Source organism: Streptomyces sp. NPDC042201 (assembly GCF_055582185.1).
Genome location: NZ_JBVJDS010000004.1, coordinates 175,759 through 195,551, shown reverse-complemented (window position 1 = coordinate 195,551; position 19,793 = coordinate 175,759). Strand labels below are relative to the sequence as shown.

1 protein-coding gene (running past one end of the window) is annotated in these 19,793 nt (G+C 73.8%); it reads left to right on the top strand.

Translation table 11 applies throughout. The annotated features are described in order from the left end of the window. Nucleotides 1-19,793, top strand: partial view of a type I polyketide synthase gene (locus ACZ6MZ_RS11350; RefSeq protein ID WP_469351239.1) — the 3' portion only. Its footprint begins 8,704 nt before the window's first position; only the last 19,793 of its 28,497 coding nucleotides appear in the window; its start codon lies beyond the left edge, outside the window; the stop codon is at nt 19,791-19,793.

Here is a 19,793-nt window from a genome sequence, read left to right as displayed (position 1 = left end):
ACGGCGAGGACCAGGTGGCGCTGCGCGCCTCCGGGGTCTCCGGCCGCCGCCTCGTCCGGCACACCGTCGACGCACTGCCCACCGCCCATGAGTTCACCGCGCGGGGCACCGTGCTGGTGACCGGTGGCACCGGCGGCCTCGGCGCCGAGGTGGGCCGCTGGCTGGCACGCTCCGGAGCGCAGCAGCTGGTCCTGACCAGCCGCCGCGGCCCGGACGCCCCCGGCGCGGCCGAGATCCGCGCCGAGCTGGAGGAGCTGGGCGCCCGCGTCGAGATCGTCGCCTGTGACGTCTCCGACCGCGACGCGCTCGCCGCCGTACTGGACCGGATCCCGTCCGAGCTGCCGCTGACCGGTGTGGTGCACACCGCGGGCGTCGGCCACTTCGGACCGCTGGAGCAGCTCAGCCTTCCGGACTTCGCCGAGCTGACCTCGGCGAAGCTGGCGGGCGCGGCCCATCTCGACGCCCTGCTCGGCGACCGCGAACTGGACCTCTTCGTCCTGTTCGGCTCGATCGCCGGCGTCTGGGGCAGCGGTGGTCAGAGCGCGTACGGCGCGGCCAACGCCTACCTGGACGCCCTGGCCGAGCACCGGCACGCCCGTGGACTCACCGCCACCTCCGTGGCCTGGGGTCCGTGGGCCGAAGCGGGCATGGCCGTCGACGAGACGGTCTCCGGAAGCCTGAAGCGACAGGGCCTCGGCTTCCTGGACCCCGGTCCCGCGATGACCGAACTCCGCCGCGCGGTCGTACGGCAGGACGTGACCGTCACGGTCGCCGACGTCGACTGGGACCGCTACGCGCCGGTCTTCACCTCGGGACGGCCCAGCGCGCTGCTCGCCGGCCTGCCCGAGGTACAGGCGCTGACGAGCGGCGCCGAGCAGGACACGGCCGGTGACGCCTCCGAGTTCGTCACGCGCGTGCGCGCTCTGGCCGAGCCCGAGCAGGACCGGCTGCTCGCCGACCTCGTCCGCGACGAGGCGGCAGCCGTGCTGGGCCACAGCTCCGCCGACGGTGCACCGGAGGGGCGTGCCTTCCGTGACATCGGCTTCGACTCGCTGACCGCGGTCGAGCTGCGCAAGCGGCTGTCCACCGTGACCGGCCTGACCCTGCCGAGCACGATGGTCTTCGACTATCCGACCCCGCTGGAGCTGGCGCGGTATCTGCGCTCGGAGATCCTGGGCGCCGTGCTGGAGGTGGCAGGACCGGTCGCCACCCTGGCGGCCGACGACGAGCCGATCGCCATCATCGGCATGAGCTGCCGCTTCCCCGGCGGAGCCGGCTCGCCCGAGCAGCTGTGGGACCTCGTCACCAACGGCGCGGACGCCGTGACGGAATTCCCCGTCAACCGCGGCTGGGACGCCCAGGGGCTCTTCGACCCGGACCCGGACCGGCAGGGCAGGACCTACTCGACACAGGGCGGATTCCTGCACGAGGCCGACGAGTTCGACCCGACGTTCTTCGGCATCTCCCCGCGCGAGGCACTGGTGATGGACCCCCAGCAGCGGCTGCTGCTGGAGACCACCTGGGAGTCCTTCGAGCGCGCGGGCATCACCCCCGGTGCGGCACGGGGCAGCCTCACCGGCACCTTCATCGGATCCAGCTACCAGGACTACGGCATGGGCGCCGGCGACGGCGCCGAGGGCCACATGGTCACCGGCAGCAGCCCGAGCGTGCTCTCCGGGCGGATCTCGTACGTCTTCGGTCTTGAGGGCCCCGCGGTCACCGTCGACACCGCGTGCTCCTCCTCGCTCGTCGCCCTGCACCTCGCCTGCCAGTCCCTGCGCAACGGCGAGTCCACGCTCGCCGTCGCCGGCGGAGCCACGATCATGACCACGCCCGCCCCCTTCGTCGCGTTCAGCCGGCAACGGGCCCTTGCCCAGGACGGCCGCTGCAAGGCGTTCTCCGACGACGCGGACGGCATGACCCTCGCCGAGGGCGTCGGCATCCTGCTGGTCGAGCGGCTCTCCGACGCCCGGCGCAACGGCCACCCGGTCCTCGCGGTGATCCGCGGCTCGGCGATCAACCAGGACGGCGCGTCCAACGGACTCACCGCGCCCAACGGCCCCTCGCAGCAGCGGGTGATGCGGCAGGCCCTGGCCAACGCGCGCCTCTCGCCGGGGGACATCGACGCCCTGGAGGCCCACGGCACCGGTACGCCCCTCGGCGACCCGATCGAGGCGCAGGCGCTGCTGGCCACCTACGGCAGGGACCGCGACCCGGAGCGCTCCCTGCTGCTCGGTTCGGTCAAGTCCAACATCGGGCACACCCAGTCCGCCGCCGGAGTCGCGAGCGTCATCAAGATGGTGATGGCGCTGCGCAACGGCGTGCTGCCGCGGACGCTGCACGCGGAGACCCCGTCGTCGCACGTGGACTGGTCCTCGGGCGCGGTACGCCTGCTGTCCGAGGCGGTCGCATGGCCCGAGACGGGCCGGCCGCGCCGTGCGGCGGTCTCGTCGTTCGGGATCAGCGGCACCAACGCCCACACGCTGCTGGAGCAGGCGCCCGTCGAGGAAGAGACCGAGGAGACCGGGCCCACGGCCGAGCCGGTGCCCGTCGCGGGCGGCGTGGTGCCGTGGGTGGTGTCGGGCCGTACCGGTTCCGCCGTACGGGAGCAGGCGGCACGCCTGCTGTCGTACGTGGAGACCGCGGGATCCGCGTCGCGGCCGCTCGATGTGGGCTTCTCGCTCATCTCGTCCCGGTCCGTCTTCGAGCACCGGGCCGTGGTGGTCCCCGCCGAGGACGCGGACCCGCTGGAGGCCCTGCGCGCGATCGAGCGCGACGGACCGTCGTCCGTGGTGGCCCGGGGCGTGGCCGATGTGGAGGGGAAGACGGTGTTCGTCTTCCCGGGTCAGGGTTCGCAGTGGGTGGGGATGGGGGCTCGTCTGCTGGACGAGTCGCCGGTCTTCGCGGAGCGGATCGGTGAATGCGCGGCGGCTCTCAGTGAGTTCACCGACTGGTCGTTGGTGGATGTGCTGCGCGGCGTCGAAGGCGCCCCGTCGCTGGAGCGGGTGGATGTGGTCCAGCCCGCCTCCTTCTCGGTGATGGTGTCACTGGCCGCCCTGTGGCGCTCGCGCGGCGTCGAGCCCGCGGCCGTCGTCGGCCATTCCCAGGGCGAGATCGCGGCCGCCGTTGTCTCCGGTGCGCTCTCCTTGCAGGACGGCGCGCGGGTGGTGGCGCTGCGCAGCCAGGCGATCGGCCGGCGGCTCGCCGGACACGGCGGAATGATGTCCGTGGCGCTGCCCGTGGCCGACGTCGAGAGCCGGCTGGAGGCGTGGTCGGGCCGGGTGTCCGTCGCCGCGGTCAACGGCCCGCGCTCGGTCGTCGTCTCCGGCGAGCCGGAGGCCCTCGACGAGCTGTCCGCCGAGCTGACGGCCGAGGACATCCGGGTCCGCCGGATCGCGGTGGACTACGCCTCGCACTCCGCGCAGGTCGAGGACCTGCGCGACGAACTGCTCGACGTCCTGGCGCCGGTACGCCCTCAGGTCTCCGAAGTCCCGTTCTTCTCGACCATGACCGGCGCGTGGCTGGACACCGACGGGATGGACGCCGGGTACTGGTTCCGCAACCTGCGGCAGCGGGTGCTGTTCGCCGACGCGGTACGCGACCTGCTGGACGCGGGACACCGCGCCTTCATCGAGGTCAGCTCGCACCCGGTGCTCACCATGTCGGTGCAGGACATGATCGACGAGACCGGTGAACCGGGCGTCGCGACCGGTACGTTGCGCCGTGACACGGGTGGCGTGTCGCGGTTCCTGCTCTCGGCCGCCGAGGTCTTCGTCCGTGGCGTCGACGTCGACTGGGCGGGCGTTTTCGCGGGCGCGGACGCCCAGCGGGTGGACCTGCCCACCTACGCCTTCCAGCACGAACAGCTGTGGGCCATACCGCCCGCGCCCGAGAACGCCGTCGCCACCGACCCCGCCGACGCCGAGTTCTGGGCGGCGGTGGAGCAGGAGGATCTCTCCGCGCTGTCCTCGACGCTGCGTACGGACGAGGGTTCCGTGGCCGCCGTGCTGCCGGCGCTGTCGTCCTGGCGCAGGTCGCGCCGGGACCGGTCGACGGTCGATTCCTGGCGCTACCGCGTCTCCTGGTCCCCGGTGAGCACCGTTCCGCAGAAGTCGCTGTCGGGCGCCTGGCTGGTGGTGTCCGCCGAGGGAATCGACGACGCCGCGGTCGTCGGCGCACTGAGCGGCCATGGCGCCGAGGTACGGCGTCTGGTGCTGGACGAGTCGTGTGTCGACCGTACGGTCCTGGCGGAGCGGCTGGCCGGGAGCGGCGAGGTCGCCGGAATCGTGTCCGTGCTCGCCGGGGCGGAGAACCCGGGCGAGCAGTACCCCGGCCTGTCCCTCGGTCTCGCGCTGACGGTCTCGCTGGTGCAGGCCCTGGGCGATACCGAGACCGGCGCCCCGCTGTGGTTCCTCACCGAAGGCGCGGTCTCCACCGGCCGTTCCGACGAGGTCACGTCCCCCGTCCAGGCTCAGGTGGCCGGGGTGGGCTGGACGACCGCGCTGGAGCATCCGCAGCGCTGGGGCGGGGTCATTGATCTGCCGCCGGTGCTGGACCAGCGTGCCGGTCAGCGTCTGGTGTCCGCCCTGGCGGGCGCGCTGGGCGAGGAGGACCAGCTCGCCATCCGGTCCTCCGGCGTCTTCACCCGTCGTATCGTCCGCGCCGCGGCCGGCCGGCAGGGCCCCTCCCGGGACTGGACGCCGCGCGGCACCACCCTCGTCACCGGCGGCTCGGGCACCCTCGCCCCGCATCTCGCCCGCTGGCTGTCCGGACAGGGCGCCGAGCACCTGGTGCTGACGAGCCGTCGGGGCATGGACGCTCCTGGCTCCGCCGAACTCGTCGCCGAACTGGCCGAGCTGGGCACCGAAGCGACCATCGCCGCCTGCGATGTGACCGACCGCGAGGCCGTGGCCGCGCTCCTGGCGGAGCTCAAGGCCGACGGACGGACCGTACGGACCGTCGTGCACACCGCCGCGCTCATCGAGCTGTACTCGCTGGCCGAGACCGGCATGGACGCCTTCTCCCGCGTCATGCACGCGAAGGTGGTCGGCGCCCAGGTCCTGGACGAACTGCTCGACAACGACGACCTCGACGACTTCATCCTCTACTCGTCCACGGCCGGCATGTGGGGCAGTGGCGCGCACGCCGCGTATGTGGCGGGCAACGCCTACCTCGCCGCGCTCGCCGCCCACCGCAGGGCCCGCGGGCTGCGCGCCATGTCGCTCTCCTGGGGCATCTGGTCCGACGACCTCAAGATCGGCCGCGTCGACCCGCAGCTGATCCGCCGCAGCGGCCTGGAGTTCATGGACCCGCAGCTGGCGCTGAGCGGACTGAAGCGGGCCCTGGACGACGACGAGACCGTCATCGCGGTCGCCGACGTCGACTGGGACACGTACTACCCCGTCTTCACGTCGAGCCGTCCCACGGCCCTCTTCTCCGAGGTCCCCGAGGTCCGCAGGCTCACCGAGGCCGCCGAGCAGACCACGGGCACCGTCGTGGAGGGCGAGTTCGTGGCCCGGCTGCGCGCGCTGTCCGCCGCGGAGCAGGAGCGGCTGCTGCTGGAGGTGGTCCGTACCGAGGCCATGGCCGTTCTGGGGCTCACGTCCGCCGACGCCCTGCCCGACCAGCGCGCCTTCCGTGACGTCGGCTTCGACTCGCTGACCGCCGTCGGGCTGCGCAACCGCCTCGCGTCCGTCACCGGGCTGACGCTGCCGACGACCATGGTCTTCGACTATCCGAGCCCCGCCGCGCTGGCCGGCTTCCTGCGGTCCGAGCTGGCCGGGGCGCAGCCCGCGACCGGCGCCCCCGCCGTTGTCGCGTCGGCCTCCGCCGCCGATGACGACCCGATCGCCATCATCGGCATGAGCTGCCGCTACCCCGGCGGGGTCACCTCGTCGGAGGAGCTGTGGAAGCTCGTCCTGAACGGCTCCGACGCCATCTCCGGCTTCCCCGCCGACCGTGGCTGGGACGCCGAGGGCCTGTACGACCCGGACCCCGACCGGTCGGGCAGGACCTACTCCGTCCAGGGCGGATTCCTGCGCGACGTCGCCGACTTCGACCCCGGGTTCTTCGGCATCTCGCCGCGTGAAGCGGTGTCCATGGACCCGCAGCAGCGCCTGCTGCTGGAGACGTCCTGGGAAGCCTTCGAACACGCCGGAATCGACCCGGCCTCCCAGCGCTCCAGCCTGACCGGCACCTTCATCGGCGCCAGCTACCAGGACTACACCTCCGGCGTGGCCAACGCCGCCGAGGGGTCCGAAGGCCACATGATCACCGGCACGCTCTCCAGCGTGCTGTCGGGCCGGGTGTCCTACCTCTTCGGCTTCGAGGGCCCCGCCGTCACCCTCGACACCGCCTGCTCGTCCTCGCTCGTCGCGCTCCACCTGGCCTGCCAGTCGCTGCGCAACGGAGAGAGCTCCCTCGCGCTCGCGGGCGGCGTCAGCATCATGTCCACCCCCAGCGCCTTCGTCGGCTTCAGCCGGCAGCGGGCGCTCGCGGTCGACGGCCGCTGCAAGGCCTACGCCGAGGCGGCCGACGGCATGACGCTCGCCGAGGGCGTCGGCCTGGTGCTGCTGGAGCGCCTCTCCGAGGCCCGGCGCAACGGCCACCAGGTGCTGGCCGTGGTGCGCGGCTCCGCGGTCAACCAGGACGGCGCGTCCAACGGACTCACCGCCCCGAACGGCCCGTCGCAGCAGCGGGTGATCCGGCAGGCCCTGGCCAACGCCGGACTCCGGTCCCGCGAGGTCGATGTCATCGAGGGCCACGGCACCGGCACCGCGCTGGGCGACCCCATCGAGGCGCAGGCGCTGCTGACCACGTACGGACAGGACCGGGATCCCGAGCACCCGCTGCTGCTCGGCTCGGTCAAGACCAACATCGGCCACACCCAGATGGCCTCCGGCGTCGCCAGCGTCATCAAGATGGTCCACGCCCTCCAGCAGGGCATCGTGCCGAAGACACTGCACATCGACACGCCGTCCTCGCACGTGGACTGGTCCTCCGGCGCCATCGATCTGCTGACCGAGCAGACCGCGTGGCCCGAGACCGGCCGTCCCCGCCGCGGCGCCGTCTCCTCGTTCGGCCTCAGTGGTACCAATGTGCACACCATCCTGGAACAGGCTCCCCCGGAGGAGCCCGCCGAGCAGCCGGCACCCGAGCGGGAGCCCCGGCCTGGCATCGTGCCCCTGCTGGTCTCCGCCCGGAGCGAGGCGGCGCTGCGCGCCCAGGCCGGCCGGCTGCTGTCCCTGGTGGAGGAGCGGCCCGACGCGCACCTCACCGACCTCGCCTTCTCGCTGGCCACCTCCCGTTCGAGCCTGGACCGGCGGGCCGCCGTCGTGGCGGAGGAGCGCGACGAACTGCTGCGCGGTCTGCTGGCCCTGCGCGACGGACTGCCGGGCCCCGGTGTGGTCCAGGGCAGCACGGGCCGCGGCCGTACCGCGTTCCTGTTCAGCGGACAGGGCAGCCAGCGTCCCGGCATGGGCCGGGAGCTGTACGAGCGGTTCCCCGCGTTCGCCGACGCGCTCGACGCCGTACTGGCCCGGGTCGACGGTGAGCTGGACCGGCCGCTGCGCGAGATCATGTTCTGCGAGGCGGGATCGCCCGAGGCCGCCCTGCTCGACCGGACCGAGTACGCGCAGCCCGCGCTGTTCGCCGTCGAGGTCGCGCTGTTCCGGCTGGCCGAGTCCTGGGGCGTCACCCCCGACTATCTGGCCGGGCACTCCATCGGCGAGCTCGCCGCCGCGCATGTCGCGGGTGTGCTCTCCCTGGAGGACGCGTGCGCCCTGGTGGCGGCGCGCGGCCGGCTGATGCAGGCACTGCCTGCGGGCGGCGCGATGATCTCCCTTCAGGCCGCCGAGGACGAGGTCCTCCCGCTGCTGGCGGGAATCGAGGACCAGGTGTCGATCGCCGCCGTCAACGGCCCCGCCTCGGTGGTCGTCGCCGGAGTCGAGGACGCCGTCCTCGACCTCGCCGCCCGCCTCGGGGCCGAGGGACGCAAGACCAAGCAACTGCGGGTGAGCCATGCCTTCCACTCGCCGCTCATGGACGCCATGCTCGACGACTTCGGCCGGATCGCGAGCGGTATCACATACCACCCGCCGGTGATTCCCTTCGTCTCCAACGTGACCGGTGAACTCGCCACCGACGACCAGGTGTGCTCCCCGGAGTACTGGGTCCAGCACGTCCGCCGTGCGGTCCGCTTCGCCGACGGGGTGAGCTGGCTGTCGGAGCGGGGCGGGGTCCGTACGTTCCTGGAACTCGGCCCCGACGGGGTGCTCTGCGGCATGGCGCGGGAGAGTCTCGCCGACGCGTCGCGGTCCGCGCTCCTTCCGCTGCTGCGCGGCGACCGTCCCGAGGTACGGGCCGTCCTCACCGCGCTGGCCGGCGCGCACGCGCACGGCGTGGACGTCGACTGGTCCGTCTTCTTCGCCGACACCGGAGCACGCCAGGTCGAGCTGCCCACGTACGCCTTCCAGCGCGAGCGGTACTGGCCCGAGGCACCCGCACAGCAGGCGGGACCGCAGTCGGCCGAGAACGCGCTCGACGCCGAGTTCTGGTCGGCGGTGGAACGGGACGACGTACGGTCCCTGGCCGCCTCGCTGGACCTGGACGACGACACCGTCACCGCGATGGTCCCGGCCCTGACCGCCTGGCGCCGCCGCCGCGGTGAGCAGTCCGCCGTGGACGCCTGGCGCTACCGCGTCACCTGGAAGCCGCAGACCGGCTCCACCGCGCCGACCGTGCTGTCGGGGCGCTGGCTCGTCCTGACCCCGGCCCGCGCGGAGGACGCCGTGTGGGCCGCCGAGGTCGTCGGCGCCCTCGGGACGCAGACCGTCACGGTCGAGGTCACCGAAGTTGACCGCGCCGCGCTCGCCGCGCGACTGGAGGCACTCGGTGCCGAGGACGGTGGCTTCACGGGCGTCCTGTCGCTGCTCGCCCTCGCCGGCTGCGAAGGCGTCGCGCACTCCGGTGTCCCCGCTTCGCTCGCCCTGACGACCGTCGCCGTGCAGGCGCTCGGTGACGCGGGGATCGACGCACCGCTGTGGAGCGTCACCCGCGGCGCGGTGTCCGTCGGCCGCTCGGAGCATGTCGTCAGCCTCGACCAGGCGGCCGTCTGGGGCCTCGGGCGCGTCATCGCGCTCGAACATCCCGGCCGTTGGGGCGGCTCCGTCGACCTGCCCGAGCAGCTCGACTCCCACGCCGGCCGCCGGCTGCGCGGCGTCCTGGCCGGCGCCGCCGGCGAGAACGAGGCTGCCGTACGCGCCTCCGGCGTGTTCGTACGCCGCCTCGCCCACAGCCCCGCCGCACCGGCCACGGCCGGGCGCCCGCTCGACGCGTCGGGCACCGTACTGATCACCGGCGGCACCGGCGGCCTCGGCGGGCACGTCGCCCGCGGGCTCGCCCGCTCCGGTGCAGGACATCTGCTGCTCACCAGCCGACGGGGCGAGGACGCCCCCGGCGCCGACGAGCTGCGCCGCGAACTCACCGAACTCGGCGCCCGGGTCACCATCGCCGCCTGCGATGTCGCGGACCATGACGCCCTGGCCGCCCTGCTCGCCTCCGTCCCCGAGGACGCGCCGCTCACCGCGGTCTTCCACACGGCCGGTGTCGTCGTGGACAGCGTCGTGGACGCGCTGACGGCGGACAACTTCACTCCCGTACTGCGCTCCAAGGTCGTCTCCGCGCGCAATCTGCACGAGCTGACCGCGGACCTCGACCTGTCGGCGTTCGTCCTCTTCTCCTCCACGGCCGGCGTCTTCGGCGCCGCCGGACAGGGCAACTACGCCGCGGCCAACGCCTATCTCGACGCCCTCGCCGAATACCGGCGCGCACACGGCCTGACGGCGCTCTCCGTCGCCTGGGGCCCCTGGGCCGGATCCGGCATGGTCGCCGACGCCGCGGAGATCGAGAGCCGGGTGCGGCGCGGCGGATTCGAGCCGCTGGCGCCGGAACCCGCCGTCCGCGCCATGCTCCAGGCCGTCGAACACGACGACACGGCCGTCGCGGTCGCCGACATCGACTGGAGCCGCTTCCTCCGCGCCTTCGCCTCGACCCGCCCCCTGCCGCTCATCAGCGACCTGCCCGAGGTACGGCAGGCCGCCACCGCGTCGGCCGGGGCGGCTGCCGGGGAACCAGAGCTGCGGCAGCGGCTCGCTGAACTCCCCGAGGCCGAGCGCGGCGGCTACGTGCTCGACCTGCTGCGCGCCCAGGTGGCCGCGGTGCTGGGGCACTCCGACGCCAGGAACATCGAGGACGACCGCGCCTTCCGCGACCTGGGCTTCGACTCGCTGACGACGCTCGAACTGCGCAACGGGCTCGCCGCCGTCACCGGGCTGAGCCTGCCCGTCTCCCTCGTGTACGACCTGCCCACCCCGCGCGAGATGGCGGAGTTCCTGCTCGCCGAGCTGGTCGGCTCGCTGCCCGACACGTCGGCGGCGCTCCCGGTCGCCACCGGCCGGCCGGTGGACGACGACCCGATCGCCGTCGTCGGCATCAGCTGCCGCTTCCCCGGCGGGGTGTCCTCGCCGGAGGAGCTGTGGCAGTTGCTCCAGGACGGCGGGGACGGCATCTCCTCGTTCCCGGCCGACCGCGGCTGGGACATCGAGGCGCTCGGAGCGGGCGCCTCGGACACCCTCGACGGCGGATTCCTCACCGGGGTCGCCGACTTCGACGCCCGCTTCTTCGGCATCTCGCCGCGTGAGGCCCTGGCGATGGACCCGCAGCAGCGGCTGCTGCTGGAGGCGACCTGGGAGGCGCTGGAGCGGGCCGGTATCGACCCGTCAGGACTGCGCGGCTCCGCCACCGGCGTCTTCGTCGGCACCAACGGCCAGGACTACCCAACCCTGCTGCGCAGGTCCGCCTCCGACGTCCAGGGCTATGTGGCCACCGGCAACACCGCCAGCGTCATGTCGGGCCGGCTCTCCTACGCGCTCGGCCTGGAGGGCCCGGCGGTCACCATCGACACCGCCTGCTCGTCCTCGCTGGTGGCGCTGCACTGGGCCGGCAAGGCGCTCAGCTCGGGGGAGTGCTCGCTGGTGATCGCGGGCGGCGTCTCCGTGATGTCGAGCCCCGACTCCTTCGTCGAGTTCAGCACCCAGGGCGGCCTGGCCCCCGACGGCCGGTGCAAGGCGTTCTCCGACAGCGCCGACGGCACCGCCTGGTCCGAGGGCGTCGGCATCCTGGTACTGGAGCGGCTCTCCGACGCCCTACGCAACGGGCACGAGGTGCGCGGCGTCATCCGCGGCACCGCCGTCAACCAGGACGGCGCGTCCAACGGGCTCACCGCCCCCAACGGCCCCTCGCAGCAGCGGGTGATCCGGCAGGCGCTCGCCGACGCCGGACTGGCCACCGCCGACATCGACGCCGTCGAGGCGCACGGCACGGGCACCACCCTCGGTGACCCGATCGAGGCGCAGGCCCTGCTGACCACGTACGGCCGGGACCGCGAGCGCCCGCTGCTCCTCGGCACGGTCAAGTCCAACATCGGTCACACGCAGGCCGCGGCTGGCGTCGCGGGTGTGATCAAGATGCTGATGGCCATGCGGCACGGCACCCTGCCGAAGACCCTGCACATCGACACCCCGTCGGCGCACGTCGACTGGTCCGCGGGGGCCGTGTCACTGCTGCGCGAGCCGCAGGCGTGGCCGGAGACCGGCCGGCCGCGCCGGGCCGGCGTCTCGGCCTTCGGCGTCAGCGGTACGAACGCCCACGTCATCGTGGAGCAGGCACCCGCCGTCGAACAGCCCCCGGCCGACCCGGAGACCGCCGCCCCGGCCGTCGCGCCGACGGTCGTGCCGTGGATCGTGTCCGGCAGGACCCGTGAGGCGCTCCAGGCCCAGGTCGAGCGGCTCACCTCCTTCACCGAGCGCCACAGCGGGCTCTCGCCCCTGGACATCGGCCACTCGCTCGTGTCGGACCGTACGGCCTTCCCGCACCGCGCGGTGCTGCTGGCCGGGCCCGACGGCGTACGGGAGGCCGCGCGCGGCGTCGCGAGCCGCGTCCCCGGCAGGACCGCGTTCCTCTTCTCCGGCCAGGGCAGCCAGCGGGCCGCCATGGGACGGGAGTTGTACGAGCGCTTCCCCGTCTTCGCCGAGGCCCTGGACGCGGTGCTCGCCCATCTGGACAGGGAGCTTGAATTCCCGCTGCGTGAGGTGCTGTTCGCCGAGCCGGGCACCTTCGAGGCGGAGCTGCTGGACGAGACGGGATGGACCCAGCCGGCCCTGTTCGCCGTCGAGGTGGCGCTGTTCCGGCTGATGGAGTCGTGGGGCATCACCCCGGACTTCGTGGCAGGACACTCCATCGGTGAGATCGCCGCCGCCCATGTGGCGGGCGTGTTCCCGCTGGAGGACTCCTGCCGGCTGGTCGCGGCGCGCGCCTCACTGATGCAGGCTCTGCCCCAGGGCGGCGCGATGGTCGCGGTGCAGGCCACCGAGGACGAGGTCACCTCGCTGCTCGGTGAGCATGTCTCGATCGCCGCGGTCAACGGCCCCGAGGCGCTGGTCATCGCCGGTGCGGAGGACGCCGTCCTGGAGATCGCCGACCTCTTCGCCGCGGACGGGCGCCGCACCAGGCGGCTGCGGGTGAGCCATGCGTTCCACTCGCCGCTGATGGACCCGATGCTCGCGGACTTCGCCCGGGTCACCGAGGGCCTCGCGTTCGAGGAGCCCCGTATCCCCGTGGTGTCGAACCTGACCGGTGAGGTCGCCACGGCACAGGAGCTGGGCTCGCCCGCCTACTGGGTGCGGCACGTACGGGAGGCCGTCCGGTTCGCCGACGGTGTCCGCACCCTGCGGGACGCCGGCGTCAGCACCTTCGTGGAGCTCGGCCCCGACGGAGTGCTCTCCGCCATGGCCCAGCAGAGCCTGGAGGGCGTCGAGCCCGCCCCGGCCGTGGTGCCCCTGCTCCGCAAGGCCCAGGGCGAGGAGGCGGCCGTGGCCGCCGCGCTGGCCACCCTGCACACGCACGGAACGGGACCGCGGTGGTCCGCGTTCTTCGCGGGCACCGGAGCGCGCCGTGTCGAGCTGCCGACGTACGCCTTCCAGCGCGAGCGGTACTGGCCCGAGCCGGCGGCCCCGGCCGCCGTCGGTGCCCCGGACCCGGTGGACGCCGAGTTCTGGTCGGCCGTGGAGCGGGAGGACCTGGAGTCACTGGCCACCTCGCTGGACCTGGACGGCGACACCGTCACCACGATGGTGCCCGCGCTCTCCGCGTGGCGCCGCCGCAGGGGCGAGCAGTCCGCGGGCGAGAACTGGCGCTACCGCGAGAGCTGGACGCCGCTCACCGCACCGGCCACGGCCGCGGCGTCCGGCGACTGGCTGGTCATCGTGCCGGCCTCCGGCGCCGAGGACACCTGGATGTCCGACGCCGTCGCGGCACTGGGCGCGCGGGCGGTACGGGTGGAGGCCGACGCGGCCGACCACGCGGAGCTGTCGCGGCGGCTGGCGACGGCGCGCGAGGACGGGACCGGTTACGCCGGTGCCGTGTCGCTGCTCGCCGCCGCCCGCCCGGACGCGGAAGCCACCGGTGCGCATCTGCCGCAGGACCTGGCGTGGCCGACCGCGCTGCTGCGGGCGCTGGACGAGGCGGGGATCGACGCGCCGCTGTGGTGCGTCACGCGGGGCGCCGTTTCCGTGGCCCCGTCGGAGCACCTGGTGAACGCCGGACAGGCCGCCGTCTGGGGCCAGGGGCGGGTCACAGCACTGGAACACCCGGACCGCTGGGGCGGACTCGTCGACCTCCCCGAGACCATCGACGACCGGACGGGCGCCCGCTTCGCCGCGGCCCTGGCCGGCCAGGACGGCGAGGACCAGATCGCGGTCCGCCCCACCGGGGCCTTCGGGCGGCGGCTGAGCCGTACGGCACCGTCCCCGGCGGGCGGCTCGTGGCGGCCCACCGGCACGGTCCTCGTCGTCGGGGGTACGGGAACGATGGGCGGCCGCGCCGCCCGCTGGCTGGCCCGCGAGGGCGCCCAGCACCTCGTACTGACCGGCCGTCATGAATCCGACCTGGCGGGCGCGGCCGCGCTCGAAGCCGAACTGACGCAACTCGGCGCCACCGTCACGGCCGCCGTCTGCGAGGTGTCCGACCGCGACGCGCTCACCGCGCTGCTGGCGGCGATCCCCGAGGACAGGCCACTGACCGCGGTGATCCACGCCGAGGAGGCCGCCGGCGACACCGGCCCCGGAGCCGCGGCACTCTCCGCGGCGCTGGCCGGAGTCGTCCAGCTGGACGCCGTCCTCGGCGACCGGCCGCTGGACGCGTTCGTCCTGTTCGGCTCGATCGCCGGAGTCTGGGGTGTCCGCGGCCAGGAGACACAGGCGGCGCTCGGCGCGTACGTGGACGCCGTCGCACGGCAGCGCCGCGACCGGGGCGCCACCGCCCTGTCGGTCGCCTGGGGCGCCTGGACGGATGCTGTGGACCGCACCATGGCCGCGCATCTGCGGATGAACGGACTGCCCGTGATGGACGCCGACGCGGCGCTCGCCGCGCTCGGCCGCACCCTCGCCGACGGCGAGAGCGCGGTGACCGTCGCCGACGTGGACTGGGAGACCTTCGCCCCCGCCTTCACCGAAGGCCGCCGTAGCACCCTGCTGGCGGACCTCCCGGAGGCCCGCGCCGCCATCGCCGCCGCCGAACGCGAGCGCCGGGACGAGCAGTCCGCCGCCGGCACCTACCGGCAGGGGCTGCTGGAACTGCCCGAAGCCGAGCGGGCGGACGCGCTGCTCTCCCTGGTCACCGGGAAGGTCGCCGTGGTCCTGGGACACGCCGACGCCGGCGTGGTCGAGTCCGACCTGCCGTTCCGCGACCTCGGGTTCGACTCGCTGACCGCCGTCGACCTGCGCAACCAGCTCATGGCCGCGACCGGCCTCAGCCTGCCGGCCACCCTCGTGTTCGACCATCCGACCCCGGCCGAACTGGCCGGTCATCTGCGGACCGTGCTGCTCGGCGAACTGCCGGACGTCGCGGCGCCCGTGGCGGCCTCGGGGCACATCGGCGACGACCCCATCGCGATCGTCGGCATGGCCTGCCGCTATCCGGGAGGTGTCGGTTCCCCCGAGGACCTGTGGAAGCTCGTCACCGAAGGGACCGACGCCGTCGGTGAGTTCCCCACGGACCGCGGCTGGGACCTCGACACCCTGCTCGGCGGCGGAACGGAGGGCGGCAGCGGCCACAGCGCCACCGGCCACGGCGGCTTCCTCTACGACGCGGCCGACTTCGACCCCGGCCTGTTCGGCATCTCGCCGCGCGAGGCCATGGTGATGGACCCGCAGCAGCGCATCGTGCTCGAAGCCGCCTGGGAGGCGCTGGAGCGGGCCGGTATCGACGCGGCGACGCTCCGAGGGAGCGCGACCACCGGCGTCTACGTCGGCGGCGGCAGCGGTGACTACCGGCCGCCGAAGGAGTTCGGACAGTGGGAGACGGCCCAGTCGGCGAGTCTCCTGTCCGGCCGGCTGGCGTACTCCTTCGGCCTCCAGGGGCCCACGGTGTCGGTCGACACGGCGTGCTCCTCGTCCCTGGTGGCCCTCCACCTGGCGGCGCAGGCGCTGCGCTCCGGAGAGTGCTCGATCGCGCTGGCCGGTGGGGTGACCGTCATGGCCACTCCGGTGGGCTTCGTCGAATTCACCGCCCAGGGCGCGCTGTCCTCCGACGGCCGGTGCAAGGCGTTCTCCGAAGAGGCGGACGGCACCGGCTGGGCCGAGGGCGTGGGAATGCTCGTCGTCGAGCGGCTCTCCGACGCGCGGCGCAACGGCCACCACGTCCTGGCGGTCCTGCGCGGCTCCGCCATCAACCAGGACGGCGCCTCCAACGGTCTCACCGCGCCGAGCGGACCCGCGCAGCAGCGGGTGATCCGGCAGGCGCTCGCCAACTCCGGCCTGGCGCCCGCCGACGTGGACGCGGTGGAGGCACACGGCACCGGAACCAAGCTCGGTGACCCGATCGAGGCACAGTCGCTGCTGGCCACCTACGGCCAGGACCGTGACCCGCAGCGCCCGGTGCTGCTCGGCTCGCTGAAGTCCAACATCGGTCACACCCAGGCCGCTTCCGGCGTCGCGGGTGTGATCAAGATGGTGATGGCGATGCGGCACGGCACCCTGCCGAAGTCGCTCCACGCGCAGACGCCGTCGTCGCACGTGGACTGGACGGCGGGCGCCGCCCGGCTGCTCACCGAGCCGGTCGCCTGGCCCGACGCGGGCCGTCCGCGCCGCGCCGGGGTCTCCTCGTTCGGCGCCAGCGGTACGAACGCGCACGTCATCCTGGAACAGGCACCGTCGGCCGACGCCGACACGGCTCCCACGGCCCCCGCAGGGACCGAAGGGGCCGCACGCGAGGCGGGAACGCTGCCGGTGCTGCTGTCCGGCAGGACGGAGAGCGCGCTGCGCGACCAGGCCCGCCGACTGCTCGCCCAGGTGACCGCGCACCCGGACACCGCCCTGGCCGATCTGGCCTTCTCGCTCGCCACCACCCGCTCGGTCTTCGAGCACCGGGCAGCCGTCACCGTCACCGAACGCGAGGGTCTGCTCGACGGCCTCGCGGCGCTGGCCGAGGGCAGCACCGTCTCGCACGTGGTCGAGAACCAGGTGGAACGGATCGGCAAGCGCGCGTTCCTCTTCTCCGGCCAGGGTTCGCAGCGGCTGGGGATGGGCCGGGAGCTGTACGACGGCTTCCCGGTGTTCGCCGAGGCTCTCGATGCCGTACTGGCCCAGCTGGACGGTGAGTTGGACCGTCCGCTCCGTGAGGTGATCTGGGGCGAGGACGCCGACCTGCTGAACGAGACCGGCTTCACCCAGCCGGCGCTGTTCGCCATCGAGGTGGCGCTGTTCCGGCTGGTGGAGTCGTGGGGTGTGACCCCGGACTTCGTGGCCGGCCACTCGATCGGTGAGATCGCCGCCGCGCATGTGGCGGGGGTGTTCTCGCTGGAGGACGCCTGCCGCCTGGTGGTGGCGCGCGCCGGGCTGATGCAGGCGCTGCCGTCCGGCGGTGCGATGGTGGCGGTGCAGGCGACGGAGGACGAGGTCGCTCCGCTGCTGTCCGAGCGCATCTCCATCGCCGCGGTCAACGGCCCGACATCGGTGGTGATCTCCGGCGACGAGGTCGTGGTCCTGGAGGTCGCGGCCCGGCTCCAGGAGCAGGGCCGTAAGACCAGCCGGCTGCGCGTCTCGCACGCCTTCCACTCACCCCTGATGGACCCGATGCTGGCGGACTTCCAGCGGGTCGCGGAGAGCCTGGCGTTCCAGGCGCCCCGGATCCCGGTGGTGTCCAACCTGACCGGCGGCCTGGCGACGGCCGACGAGCTGTGCTCCGCCGCCTACTGGGTGCGGCACGTACGGGAGGCCGTCCGGTTCTCCGACGGCGTACGGACGCTGGCGGACCGCGGCGTGAGCACGTTCCTGGAACTGGGCCCGGACGCGGTGCTCTCCGCGATGGCCCAGGAGTCGGCGCCGCAGGGCGCGGTGGCCGTGCCGGTCCTGCGCAAGGGCCGCGGCGAGGAAGCCACCCTGGTGACCGCGTTCGCCCGGCTGCACGTCCACGGAGTGAGCCCGAGGTGGTCCGCGTTCTTCGCGGGCACCGGCGCCCAGTGGGTGGACCTGCCGACCTACGCCTTCCAGCACGGCCGGTTCTGGCCGGACGCCCTGCCCGGTGCGGACGCCACGGCCGCCTCGCAGGAGTCGGACGCGACCGACCGCGCGTTCTGGGAGGCGGTGGAGCAGGAGGACTTCGCCTCCCTGGAATCCGTCCTGGACATCGAGGGCGACACGCTGTCGAAGGTGCTTCCCGCGCTGCTCGACTGGCGCAGGCACCGCCAGGACGAGTCGGTCGTGGAGGGCTGGCGGCACCGGATCGTATGGAAGCCGCTGGCCGGCGCCACCACCGCCAACCGCAAGCCGCTGACGGGCACCTGGCTCGCCGTGGTCCCCGAGGAACAGACCGAGGACACCTGGGTCCGCGCCGCGCTCGACGCGCTGGGCACCACGGTGGTACGGGTAGCGGCCGGCACGCCGGACCGGGCCACGCTCGCCGGGGAACTCCGCGCCCTCGCCGACGACGCGCGCGCCGAGGACGGCACGGCCTTCGCCGGAGTCGTCTCTCTCCTGGCGCTGCGGGACACCACGGCGGGCAGCGTGCCCGAGGGCGTCGCCCTCACCGCGGTGCTGCTGCAGGCGCTGGGTGACGCCGGGATCGACGCCCCGCTCTGGGCCGTCACCCGGAGTGCGGTGTCCGTGAACCGCGCGGACACGCCACGCAACCCGCTCCAGGCCGCCGTCTGGGGCCTGGGCCGCGTCGCCGCGCTGGAGTACCCCGAGCGCTGGGGCGGTCTGATCGACCTCCCCGAGGAGCTGGACGAGCGGACGGCCGCGGGCCTCGCCGGAGCGCTGGCCGGGACGGACGGTGAGGACCAGATCGCCGTACGGGCCTCCGCGGTCCTCGCCCGCCGGCTGGTACAGGCGCCCGGCAAGCACCCCGCTCGCGTATGGGATCCGAAGGGCACGGTGCTCATCACCGGGGGCACCGGCGCCCTCGGCGCCCATGTCGCCCGCCGGCTGGCCAGGGACGGCGTCCAGCACCTGGTGCTGCTCAGCCGCCGCGGCCAGGACGCACCGGGCGCGGCCGGTCTGCGGGCCGAACTCGACCGGCTGGGCACCGGCGTCACCGTCGCCGCGTGCGACGTCGCCGACCGCGCCCAACTCGCCGCCGTACTCGCGGACATCCCGGCCGAGCACCCGCTGACCGGCGTGGTGCACGCGGCGGGTGTCCTGGACGACGGCGTGCTCGACCGGCTCACCCCGGAGCGGTTCGAGGCGGTCTTCCGCTCGAAGGTGACCTCGGCCTTCCTGCTCGACGAGCTCACCCGTGATCTGGACCTCACGGCGTTCGTCCTGTTCTCCTCCGCCTCCGCGGCCGTGGGCAACCTCGGCCAGGCCAACTACGCGGCGGCGAACGCGGTGCTCGACGCACTGGCCGAGCGGCGCCGGGCACTGGACCTCCCGGCGACCTCGATCGCCTGGGGCGCCTGGGGCGGCGGCGGAATGGCCGAAGGGGCCGGGGCCGACGAGGCCGCCAAGCGCGCCGGGGTCGGCGCCATGGACCCGGAGCTGGCCTGCGAGGCACTCCTGCGGCTGGTCATGGGAACCGAACCGACCGCGGTGGTCGCCGAGGTCGCCCTCGAACGCTTCGTGGGCGCCTTCGGCGCGGCCCGGCCGAGCGCCCTGCTCCGGGAGTTCCCCGGATACCGGGACATGGTGGCCGCGACGGCCGCGGCGCCCGAGAGCGGCGCGGGCGAAGCCGGCCTGCGGGACCGGCTCGTGGGCATGCGGGCGAACCGGCGCCTCGAAGTGGTCGTGGATCTGGTCCGTACCCGGGCCGCCCAGGTACTGGGCTACCCGGACACCGACGCCGTCGGCGCCGAACGGTCCTTCCGTGACCTCGGAGTCGACTCGCTCGGAGCCGTCGAGCTGCGCAACCAGCTCAACGCGGCCACCGGCCTGAGCCTGTCCGCGACGCTCGTCTTCGACCATCCGACCCCCACGGCCCTCGGTGAGCACGTGCTCGGGCAGCTCGTCCCCGACGAGGGCCCCGACGCGCGGACCGACGCGGAAGAGGCGGAGATCCGGGCCCTGCTGGCCTCCGTACCGCTCGCACAGCTGCGGGACATCGGCGTACTGGAGCCGCTGCTCCAGCTGGCAGGGCGGGGCGAGACGGCCCCGGCAGAGGACGACGAATCCGACGAGTCCATCGACTCGATGGCCGTGGCAGACCTGGTGCGGGCCGCGCTCAACGGCCAGTCCGACCTGTAG